This is a genomic window from Mycolicibacter arupensis, from assembly GCF_002086515.1.
GTDB classification, from domain to species: Bacteria; Actinomycetota; Actinomycetes; order Mycobacteriales; family Mycobacteriaceae; genus Mycobacterium; species Mycobacterium arupense.
This window is the reverse complement of sequence record NZ_MVHH01000025.1, coordinates 49,359-60,513: the sequence shown is the minus strand read 5'-3', so window position 1 is coordinate 60,513 and position 11,155 is coordinate 49,359. Positions and strand designations below refer to the sequence as shown.

Here is an 11,155-nt window from a genome sequence, read left to right as displayed (position 1 = left end):
CCTGCGCCGCAGGAGCCGACGCCAACGGCCCCAACCCAAACGCCAAAAACGCACCCACCGCACTGCTGGCCCCCAACAGTCGCCGGCCACGCCGACCCTGCTGACCGTTGCCCGAAGTGTTACGTCCTACCGCCATTTGGGATGTCCTATCTGTGTGGCCCACAGTTGTGCTGTCTCTGTCTGTCATGAAGTTTGGATCTGGCGGCCTGCCGGTCAGCAGGTTCAGCCGTAATAGCCCAAGGCCGCGGCGATCTGCTGCGGGATGTCATTGAGCCACTCCGACGCCACCCCGAAGAAGCTGCCGGTGACGCTCAGCAGGCCCAGGTCGGACAGACCCAAGCCGTCGACCAGTCCGTTGATGTCCAGGCTGCCCAGCCCCAGGTCGGTGAGCAGCGAGTTGATCGTGGCGTCGAGTCCGAGGTTGGAAACGATGGTGTCCAGGTCAAAGGTGTCCAGACCAATCCAACCCAGGAAGGTGCCCAGTGTGGGGTCTCCCAGCACGCTGGTCATTACGTCGGTGATGAACTGGTCCAGGTACACCTCGTCCAGACCCAGGCCGTTGAGGATGCTCTCGATCGAGACACCACCCAAGAGGCTCTCGATGAAGCCGTAGAGGGTCTGGTCGCCCATGCCCAGGCCGTTGAGGATGCCGGCGATCGAGATGCTGCTCAGCCCAAGGCGGTCGATGAACATATCGATGGAGATGTTGTTGAAGCCGAGGTTGTTGAACATCTGCTGGATGTAGAGGTCGTTCAAACCCAGGCTGTCGATCAGGCCGGACAGGCTTTGGCTGCCCATCCCCCAGGACGTGAACAGGTCGTTCAGCGTGGTGTCGGTCAACCCCAGTCCGGCGACTGCGCCCTGCATGAGTTCGGTCAGGGTCGGGTCGAAGCCCCAGGCGGTGAAGAACTGCTCCAGGGTTACGTTGCCGGTCAGGTCGCCCAGACCGTCGAACAGTTCCTCGAGGGTGTAGTTACCGAGGCCCATCGCGTCCAGCCCTTGCAACACGGTGATGTCGGACATGTTCATGCCCTCGACGACCTGGCCCACGGTGTTGTTGCCCATCACCGCGGCGAGGGTCGGGTTGCCGGCCTTCTCGAGGAGAGATGCCTGGTCTGGGGCGAGCACGCCCAGCGGTGTCACAGCCAGGTTGGCGTAACCGGGCGCCGGGCTGGGAAGGGTGTACATCAAGTCCACGAGCACAACGTCGCTCACCGGAGTGTCGGGCGGGTAACCCATCGTGTTCTCGCCGATCGGCATCATGTCGATCAAGTCCCCGACGGTCTGGCTGCCGAAGGGCCCCATGAAGTCGCCCAAGGTGGCGCCGGGCGGGAACAGGGACAGCGCCATTTCCATCAACGGCGTGCTGCCGGTGATGTCGGGTCCGAGGAACCCGTCGTTGATCAAGTCGACCAGCGTCTGGTCACCGTATTCGCCGAGCATCCCGGAGAGTTCGCCGATGGTGATGCCGCCGAGGCCCATCTGGTCGAAGAAGTCGGTCAGTGGCGGGTCGCCGAACGCATCCGTCAACAGACCGCCAACGGTCCAGCTCGGGTCGATCAGGCTGGACAGGGACTCGCCGCCCGTCGCGCCGAGCAGGTCCTTGATCAGGCCACCCACAGTGGCGTCGTCGCCGCCGACAAAGCTCAAGACGAGCTCGGTCAGAGTGGGGTTGCCGATATCGGTCTGGTTGAGCAGTGCGATCAGCAGGCTGGCGACCGAGTCGCCGGGCTCGATTCCACCCAGACTCTCCAACAGCTCAGCCATGGTGGGGTTGCCGATTCCGGCCTCGTTGAAGACGCCGATCAGCAGTTCGGACAGCGACTGAGTGCCGATACCGAACTCGTTAAGCAGATCAACCGGCGTCATGTGACCGAAGCCCAGCTGGTCGAGCATGTCGATGATCAGCGTCTCCAGCGGAACATCGCCGATCCCGGCCTGCGACAGCAGCTGGGTGATGGTGGTGTCACCCATGCCCGACATGTCGACAACGTCACCGATGTTGAAGTTCGCGTCGATCGGCTGCCCGGGGGTCAAAACGCCGTTGAACAGCGGGAAGTAGGCGCCCCCGAGGTCGACACCGCTGCTGCCGTTGAGGAAGGCGTCCAGCAGGGTTGCCGGCATACCGAACAGCGCGGAGAACGCCTGGACCGGGTCGGTGAGGAGGTTGCTGAAGATTTCGTTCAGCACCTCGCCGAACGCGGTGCCCATAGTGACCCACGGACCGATTCCGGCCAGCAGCGAGTTCACCCACAGCGGCATTTCCACGTCGATGTTGGCGGGGAAGGGCAGGGCTTGGACGCCGATGGTGGGCATCGAGTTGGTGAAGATGTTGATGACATCCGGGATGCCGCTGATCGCCTCTTGCGGGTTTGTGAAGATGTGCTGCAGCAGGCCCCACATGTCGACCGAGTTCTGATTCAACGCCTGCAGGCTGGCGATGGTGTTCTCGAACAGGTCGGTGTAGGGCGAGAAGAAGTCCGACGTCAGCGCAACGCCGCGCTGCTCGACCAGCGCCAGCTGATGCTGAAGCTGAGGCAGGTTCGAGGCCACGGCGGGAACCGCGACCAGGCCCACCCCGGCAACGGCCATGCCGGTGGTGACGTAGGGACGAAGTGTTTGCTGCATGACGCCCTCCCGGACGGAAGTTCCGAAGTTTCCCTGTCGCTTAGCCACTGAGCACCGCCGTGATCTGGTCCCCGAGGCCGTCAAGCCAGTAGGACATGGAGCCCCAGAACTCGCCGATCTGGGCGTTGATCACGGTCATGTCGGCGATACCCAGCGAGGTGAGCAGCTCGTCGACGGTCTGAAGGCCGAAGTCGCCGAGCAGCGAGCTGACCGTCGAGGCGCCGAACAGTGAGTCGATCAGCTCGTTGAGGGTCTGATCGCCCAGGCCCAGGGCGATCATCTGGTCGGCGATGGTCGAGACACCGAAGAACTGGTCGAAGAGGTCGCTCAGCGACTGGCCGCCGAGGCCGAAGTCGTTGAGCATCTCGTTGACGGTCTGCGGTCCCAGCGCCTGCCGGATGATGTCGTCAATCTGCATGCCGCCCAGGCCACCGTCGTCCAAGGCGTTGGCGACGGTCTGGTCGCCGAAGGTCTGAGTGAGCAACTCGCTCATGGTCTGGTCGCCCAGGCCAGAGGCGGCGAGCAGGTCCACGATGGTCTGGTCGGCGGGCACCAGCTGGTCGATCAGCGCCGACAGCGGGGTGTCACCCATGACGCCCAGCAGTGACGAGAGCGGTGCGTCGGGCATCCCGGCCAGCACCAGGTCGGTCAGAGTCTGATCGGCCATGCCCGAATCGATGAGCATTTGCCCCAGCGTCATCGAGAAGTTCTGCTCGATCATGTCGGCGAGGCTCATGTCGCCCATCGGACCGAGCATCGCAGACAGGGGCTCGTCCAATTGGGTGCCCAGCATGCTGGCGATGGTCGTACCTGCCAGGGAATCCGCCAGGAGGGCGTCACCACCCTTATCCAGCGGGGTCATGCCGGTCGCAGTGAGCATGTCGTTGATGGTGAGGTTGCCGGTGATATAAGACAGGTTGCCGAAGATGGTGCCCAGCGACAGGTTGGTGATACCCAACAGGTCGGTGACATCCCGGGTGGTGACAGCGCCGAAGCCCGCATACCCCATCACCTCGCTCACAGTGGTGTCGCCGTAGGGACCGAGGATGGCGACGGCCAATTGCCCCACGTCAGCGTCGGCCAAGCCGGCAGAACTGAGCAGGTCCATGATCGTTTGGTTGCCCAAGCCCAGTCCGCCGAGCAGTTCAGTGATGAACTCGTGGGTGGTCTGTGCGCCGAGGCCCGTGGCGTCAAGGATGTCCGCGGGGGTTTGACCGCCCAGTCCCACCGCGTCCACCGCGGTCTGGAGCAGGCCGTTGAGCGTCAGGCTGCCGGCGCCGATGTCGGTGAGGAGCTCGTTGACCGTCGGGTCTCCGATGCCCAGCGCTTCGAGCATGTCCATGCCCAGGTCGGCCAATTTGAGGTCGGCCAGGCCGATGTCGTCGGCGATGTCGATGACCGTGGTGTTTTCAAAGCCCAGCGCGTTGGTGATGTCGATGGCGATGTCGGCGACCGCAACGTTGCCGATCCCCAGCATGTCCATGAGCTCGGCGATGGTGGGGTTGCCGATGCCCACCGCGTTGAAGACCGTGCTCAGCACACTGGCGACCTCAAGGTCGCCCAGGCCGAGGGCGTTGACGACGTCGACGGGGGTGTCGTCACCCAGTCCGACGCTGTCCAGCAGGCCGGTGAGCATGCCCGCAACCTCAAGGGTTCCGATCCCGGTCTGGTCCAGCAGGCTGGCGATGGTCTGGTCGCCGATACCGAGGTTGTTGGCCCACTCACTGGCGGTCTCATCGATGATCAGGTTCTGGTCGGGTACCAGGATCCCATTGAAGGCCGGGATGCTCAGCCCGGCCACATCGATGGTGCTGGTGCCGTTCAGCCACGCGTCCAGCAGCTGCGGGACCGCGGTGAATAGGGCGGCGAACGGGTCCAGCGGGTCGCTGGGGTTGAAGATCTGGTTGAGGATGTCCTGCATCGCGTCATTGACCGTGACCAGCGGGCCGATGACCCCCATGCCGATGGTCAGGATCGGCGAGAGCAGGACCATCAGCGGGTCGGATCCGCTGATGGAAGGCATGATCGAGGTCAGGAACTCAAAGACTTCCGGCAGCCGCGACAGCGAGCTCGGGTCCGAGAAGATCTGCTCGAGAAGGTTTCCCCAGCCGTTGTCGGTCCCCATTGCGACCACGTTGGTGGCCGTGTTGTTGAAGAGGTCTACCCACGGGCCGAAGAAGTCAGCCGAGAGCTTGACACCCTGGTCCTGGATCAGCTGAAGAGCCCGTTGAGGCTCGGCGTGGGGCCGCAGTACCGCCGCGGGAACGGCCCCAGTAACCGCAATCAAGGCGGCACCTGCGATGGCGACGCCGGGGGTGACGTATGGGCGAAGCGCCAGCTGCATCATGCTCTCCTAGGACACTGACTACGGACGTTGCTTAAACTTACATGAGTTTTCCCGTTTGTCGAACCGTAGCTTTGTAAGCAATAGCTTCATCAAAACCGGGGTCAGCCCTCACGTGAAGCGATAGATCTCAGCTGAAATTTGCGCCGTAATGCCATGTCGCGTCCGCGAACTTGTGATATGGGTCCCGCTAGCCCTGCGAGTGTGACGCGGGGTCAGATCGGACGGAAAGTGGAGACGTTCCTGTTAGGAGGTCTCAGGAAGCTCAGCTCTGGCTCTGCTGGCCCTGTGTTCCGCGCAGCCGGTTTGCCAGGCCCGTGGCGGCAAGCTGGGCCAGGCCGCCGAGCAAGGCACCTTTGACCTCCGACGGGCGCTTTTCCGGCAGCGGCTCGGCCCACTGGGCCATCGCTGCCAGTTCACCGGCGACGTATTGCTCGCGACACGCGCTGCGCTGGATCTTGCCGCTGGTGGTGGTCGGGATCCGCATCGGCTTGAGCAGCGCGACGGCTTGCACATCGATCCCGTGGTGGGTGCGGACCGCCGCCCGAATCGAGTGGATCAGGTCATTGAGGTCGACGCCGGCGGCCGTGTGGTGGTGCACCTCCTGGACCACCACCACGTATTCCGGGGCGTAACGCTCGGTCGGCAGCTGGAACACCGCACCACGGCTGGGCATAAGCGCCGGGTGACAGGCCTGCACGGTCAGCTCGATGTCATTCGGGTAGTGGCTGAATCCATTGATCGTCATCAGGTCCTTGCACCGGCCCGTGACGAACAGCTCGCCGTCTTGGAAGAACCCGAGGTCGCCGCTGCGCAGGTAAGGCCCCTCGCCGGTGTCAGCCAGGTGCGCATTAAAGGCGTGTTCGGTCTCTTCGGGACGCCGCCAGTAGCCCACGCCGACACTCGGCCCGGACACCCAGATCTCCCCCACTTCCTCAGGGGAGCGAAGTTCCCGCGTCTCGGCATCGACGATGCGCACGTCCACGCCGTCCGGCCTTTTGCCGCAACCCACCAGCGGAAGCGCGGTCTCCGGGCTGGCCGCGTCGGCGGTCACCTCGACGACTCGATCCTCGGTGAGCGCGGGCCGGTCGAAGTACCGGACCACCGGCAACGCCGACTCGGACATGCCCGTCACGCCCAGGGTCGCCTCGGCAAGCCCGTAAGCCGGTATGAAAGCCTCCTGCCGGAAGCCGGCGGGTGCGAATGCGTCGGTGAAGGACTGCAGCGTCTCCGAGCTGATGGGTCCGGCCCCGACCACGGCGATCGAGAGACTCGACAGATCCAAGGCAGCACGCTCCGCGGCGGTGCTGCGCTTGACGCAGGCCTCGTAGGCGAAGTTCGGTGCGGCGGTGATGGTCGCCTGGTAGCGCGATATCGCCTGCAGCCACCGGATCGGGCGCATCAGGAAGGCACTCGGAGACATCAGCACGGTGCTACGGCCGCCGTAGATGGTGCCGACGATGCCCCCGACGAAGCCCATGTCGTGATACTGCGGCAGCCAGGACACCCCACTGATGGGGCTGTTCATGACTGGTGCGTCGTCGGCCGGATTCAGGGCCCACCGCATGATCTCCAGGTTGGCCAGGTAGTTGCGGTGAGTCAGCACGCAACCCTTCGGCACCCCAGTGGAGCCCGAGGTGTACTGGATCATGGCGAGGCTGTCGGCACTGACGCTCTGCGGCTCCCAGGCCGCTCCGTCGTCGGAGTCATCGTCCATGGCCAGCCACGTCAACTTCGGACCGGCGCTGAGGCCATCCACCGCAGACTTCATCTTGGCCTGCGTCTTGGCGGTTGCCAGCGCGAAGCGCGCATCCGCTTCGGGAACCACGGTCTCGATGCGCCGGATCGGCCAGTGCTCGTCGACAGGAACCGCAACGGCGCCGGCATAGAAACAGCCGAAGAGCCCGGCGATGCTGTCCACGCCGGGGCGGCACAGCACCAGCACCCGCTCGCCGGCGGCGCCGTAATGCTGCAAGCGTGCCGCGATAGCGCGTGCACGCCGGTCCAGGTCGCGGTAGGTGACCCGGGCCTCCTCCACGTCTCCTTCGGGGCAGAAGATGAAAGCGGGTGTGTCCGCAAAACGCGCAGCCTGCTGCTGCATCAGGTCAACCAAGGTGTCCAGGGCCAAAGGGGCCAAGGAACTCGTCAGTTCTGCCATCGTCTGATCTGCCTTCGGTGAGACGTCGGTCACGGCCCACAGCGTAGCGGGATCGCAAGCGCGGCGGAGCCGGGCGCCGCGGATCCCGCCATCAGCCGAGCGGGATCGCAAGCGCGGCGGAGCCGGGCGCCGGGGAACCCGCCATCAGCCGAGCGGGATCGCAAGCGCGGCGGAGCCGGGCACCGCGGATCCCGCCATCAGCCGAGCGGGCTCTAGAACAGAGGGGTTCCTAACCCAGCGACGCCAGCGCCCGAACCAGCTGGTCCACCTCGGCCATCGTTGAGTAGTGGCTCAGCCCGAGGGTGACCGCTCCCCCAATGTCATTGACCCCGATCGCGTCCAGCACTCGAGAGCTGGCGTTGGCGATTGCCAGGACGCCGTTGTCGGCCAGACGCTGGACCACCCGCTCTGCCGGCACCTTCTGTACCGCGAAGCTGACCACCGGGATACGCGCTTCGGGCTGACCGATCAGCATCACCAGGGGCAGTGAGCGCAGCGAACTCAGCAGGTATTCGAACAGCCGGTTCAAATACGTCGCGGCCGAACGCATGGAGATCGCGAGGCGCTCGGGCCGTGTACCCCGGGCCGACTCGTCCAGGGAAGCCAGGTACTCGACGCTGGCCACCAATCCGGCCAGCAGACCGAACTGGTGCAGACCCACCTCCAAGCGGGCCGGGCCCGCCGCGTGGGGACTCAGCGACACCGAACTGAAGGTGTCGATCAGCGCAGGATCACGAAAGACCAGCGCACCCACCGGAGGCCCACCCCACGAGGCCGCGTTGACGGCCACCACGTCCGCCTCGACCTCGTTGATGTCGAGCAGCTGATACGGCGCCGCAGCGGAGTGATCGACCACCGCCACACCACCCACATCGTGGATCAGCTTGGTGACCGACCGCAGGTCGGTGACGGTGCCCAGCACACCCGATGCCGACGTGAGCGCCACCAGCCGGGTGGACGGCGTGATCAGGTTCTCCCACTGCCAGCTGGGCAGCTCGCCGGTCTCGATGTCGACCTCGGCCCATTTGAGCTTGGCGCCGTAGCGATTGGCGGCCCGCACCCAGGGCGCGATGTTGGCCTCGTCGTCCAGGCGGGTGACCACCGTCTCGTAACCCAGGCTCACCCGCGATGACGCGGCATCGGCCAGGGCACTCAACAGCACCGCGCGATCAGGACCGAGCACGACCGCGGACGGATCGGCGCCGACCAGATCGGCCACCGCCTGGCGCGCCGCAACCAGCACCGCGGCACTGCGCCGGGCAGCCGGGTGCGGGCCGTCGGCCTTGGCCAGCGATCCCCGGAACGCCGTCGACACCGTCGTTGCCACCGAATCGGGAATCAACATGCCCGACGGGGAATCCAAGTGCACCCATCCGTCACCGAGCGTCGGGTGCAACCCACGCACTCGAGCGACGTCATAGGCCATGCCAGTCACCTTCGGAGCTTCTCAAGATCGGCGATCGGTGAACGTCTCGGATAACGAGATAGCTCGCCGCATTACCGAGCTATGCCACCTTGGCAGACATACTAGTGCAGTGGTTCTTGGCTTCGGAATGGTCGCAGCGCTTTTGCTGCTGGTGCTGCCGGGTGCGCTGGTGGCCGTCGGCGCCGGGCTGCCTCGACCCTTAGCCGTGGCGGTGGGACCGGCGCTGACCTACGGGGTAGTAGGCCTGGCGATCGTCCCCTTCGGCGCACTCGGAATCCCTTGGAACGCAATCACTGCACTGGCCGCACTGGTGGTGATCGGGGCGCTGACCGGCAGCCTAGCCAGGGGTCTACGGACTTTGCTGGAGCGCCGCACGCGCGTCCATGTCGCAGCGCCTGCGCCCGCCGGATGGCCCCTCCTGGCGGTGGCTGCCGGTGCCCTGCTGGGGGTATTGCTGATCGGCTGGGCGGCAGTGCGTGGGATACCGAACTGGCAGAGCATTCCCAGCACCTGGGACGCGGTGTGGCATGCCAACACCGTGCGCTTCATCCTCGACACCGGCCAGGCCTCCCCCACCCACATGGGTGAGCTGCGCAATGTCGAAACCCACGCGGCGCTCTATTACCCGTCAGCCTTTCACGCGCTCACCGCGGTGCTGTGCCAGCTGACCGGCGCCGCACCCACCACCGCGTACACCCTTTCCGGATTGGCCGCCGCGGTATGGCTGTTCCCGCTCAGCGCCGCGCTGATCACTTGGAATCTGCTGCAGCGGGTGACCGGCACCGCCACCACCGCGGCGGCCGCGGGCGCGGCCGCCGCCCTGTCGGCATCGTTCACCGCCCTGCCCTACGTGGAATTCGGCACCGCGGCCATGCCCAACCTGGTGGCCTACGGGCTGGTGGCGCCGGCGTTCGCGCTGATCACCGCGGTCCGCACGCTGCGCGATCGGATCCCAGTGGCGGTACTGGCGCTCATCGGGGTGTTCTCGGTGCACCCGACCGGCGGTGTGGTGACGGCGCTGCTGGTGGCGGCCTGGTGGCTGAGCCCCGTCGACGGGGCGTTGTGGAAGCCGCTGCGCGGGAAACGGCGGGACACCCTCGCCCTCGCCGGGGTCCTCCTCCCGACGGCCCTGCTGCTGATGCCGCAACTGCTGAGCGTGCGCAAGCAGGCCGAGATCATCGCCGGCCACGCGTTTGTGACCCACGAGGGACGCAAGGAGGGTCTGCATGACGCGCTGCTGATGCACACCCGCCATCTCAATGACTTTCCGGTCCAGTACGCGCTGGTCGCGCTGGCCGCCACCGGCGCGGTCGTGCTGATCAGGCGCAAGGTGTGGTGGCCGCTGCTGCTGTGGGCCGTACTGGCGGTGGCGGTGGTGCAGTCCTCGGCTCCCACCGGCGGCCCGCTGGGCAATGCGGTGAGCACCCTCACCGAGCTGTTCTACAACGATCCGCGCCGGATCATGGCGGCGATGACCGTGCTGCTGGTCCCGATCGCCGGGGTGGGGCTGGTGGCCACGCCGCTGGCTGCGCGGGCACGCCCGGTTTTGACCGGGATCCTGCTGGTGACGGCGACTGTCGGGCTGGCCTGGCACTATCTGCCTCGGCATGCGTTCCTGCTCGGCGACAAGTACGACTCGGTGATGGTCGACCAGCGCGACCTGCAGGCGTATGCCTACCTGGCCGGGCTTCCCGGGGCCCACGACACGGTGATCGGCAACGCCAACGTCGATGGCAGCGCCTGGATGTACGCGGTCGCCGACCTGCATCCGCTCTGGACGCACTACGACTATCCCCAACAGCAGGGCCCTGGCCCGGAGCGGTTCATCTTCTGGGCCTACGCCGACGACGCCGACACCGATCCCCGGGTAGCGGCGGCCGTGCACGACCTCAACATCCGCTACGTGCTGATCAGCACCCCGACGGTGCGCGGGTTCACGCTGCCCGACGGGCTAGTCTCACTGGAGAAATCGCGGTCGTGGGCCAAGGTCTACGACAACGGCGAGGCCCGCATCTACGAATGGCAAGGAGACGCAGCGCGTTGAGCACCGACGGGAGCGCAGACGGCCGGGACAACATCGACGGCGTCGAGATCATCAGCGGCGCAGACCCGCGAGTGCTGGCCGCCGGCCTCAACGGTGCCGCCGAAGCCGATGCCGACTCCGATGACGAGCGATCGGTGACCGACCTGATCGAGCAACCCGCGAAGGTGATGCGGATCGGCACCATGATCAAGCAGCTGCTTGAGGAGGTGCGGGCGGCACCGCTCGATGAGGCCAGCCGCGCCCGGCTGCGTGAGATCCACTCCGCCAGCATTCGCGAACTCGAGGACGGCCTGGCCCCGGAGCTGCGTGAGGAACTGGAGCGGTTGACCCTGCCGCTGCGCGAGGACGCCACACCGTCGGACGCCGAACTGCGCATCGCCCAAGCACAGTTGGTCGGCTGGCTGGAAGGACTGTTCCACGGCATTCAGACCGCGCTGTTCGCCCAGCAGATGGCTGCCCGGGCGCAGCTGGAGCAGATGCGCCACGGCGCACTGCCGCCCGGCGGTGTCGGTGGCGGGCACGGCCACACCGGCTCCGGCCAGTACCTGTAGGCTC

The 11,155-nt window shown here is 65.9% G+C and carries 6 protein-coding genes; 2 read left to right on the top strand and 4 right to left on the bottom strand.

All coding sequences use genetic code 11. From position 1 onward, the window contains the following. Window positions 1–222 precede the first annotated feature (222 nt). The 4 genes from BST15_RS12960 to BST15_RS12945 all read right to left on the bottom strand — a co-directional run bounded on the left by BST15_RS12960 (window position 223) and on the right by BST15_RS12945 (window position 8,556). Window positions 223–2,628, bottom strand: a complete 2,406-nt coding sequence (locus tag BST15_RS12960) for a hypothetical protein (protein WP_046190527.1) — start codon at window positions 2,626–2,628, stop codon at window positions 223–225. 40 nt (window positions 2,629–2,668) lie between these two features. After that, window positions 2,669–4,972: an autotransporter outer membrane beta-barrel domain-containing protein gene (locus BST15_RS12955; RefSeq protein ID WP_083070984.1), complete on the bottom strand. Its 2,304-nt coding sequence runs from the start codon at window positions 4,970–4,972 to the stop codon at window positions 2,669–2,671. Window positions 4,973–5,237: 265 nt separating this feature from the next. Continuing rightward, entirely contained in the window at window positions 5,238–7,163 is a 1,926-nt protein-coding gene (locus tag BST15_RS12950; protein ID WP_306341110.1) for a fatty acyl-AMP ligase, read from the bottom strand. Between the two features lie 196 nt (window positions 7,164–7,359). Continuing rightward, on the bottom strand, window positions 7,360–8,556 hold the full coding sequence (locus tag BST15_RS12945) for a cysteine desulfurase-like protein (RefSeq protein ID WP_046190529.1): 1,197 nt from the start codon (window positions 8,554–8,556) through the stop codon (window positions 7,360–7,362). A gap of 127 nt (window positions 8,557–8,683) precedes the next feature. Between BST15_RS12945 and BST15_RS12940 the strand changes: the two genes are divergently transcribed. Both BST15_RS12940 and BST15_RS12935 read left to right on the top strand, forming a co-directional pair. Further along, on the top strand, window positions 8,684–10,600 hold the full coding sequence (locus tag BST15_RS12940) for a DUF6541 family protein (protein WP_046190530.1): 1,917 nt from the start codon (window positions 8,684–8,686) through the stop codon (window positions 10,598–10,600). After that, on the top strand, window positions 10,597–11,151 hold the full coding sequence (locus BST15_RS12935) for a bacterial proteasome activator family protein (RefSeq protein ID WP_234708320.1): 555 nt from the start codon (window positions 10,597–10,599) through the stop codon (window positions 11,149–11,151). Before BST15_RS12940 ends, BST15_RS12935 begins: the two co-directional genes overlap by 4 nt. Window positions 11,152–11,155: the final 4 nt, after the last annotated feature.

Coding starts and splice junctions, on each gene's coding strand:
- BST15_RS12960 (WP_046190527.1), bottom strand. CDS start 2,628: ATGCAGCAAACACTTCGTCCCTACGTCACCACCGGCATGGCCGTTGCC.
- BST15_RS12955 (WP_083070984.1), bottom strand. CDS start 4,972: ATGCAGCTGGCGCTTCGCCCATACGTCACCCCCGGCGTCGCCATCGCA.
- BST15_RS12945 (WP_046190529.1), bottom strand. CDS start 8,556: ATGGCCTATGACGTCGCTCGAGTGCGTGGGTTGCACCCGACGCTCGGT.
- BST15_RS12940 (WP_046190530.1), top strand. CDS start 8,684: ATGGTCGCAGCGCTTTTGCTGCTGGTGCTGCCGGGTGCGCTGGTGGCC.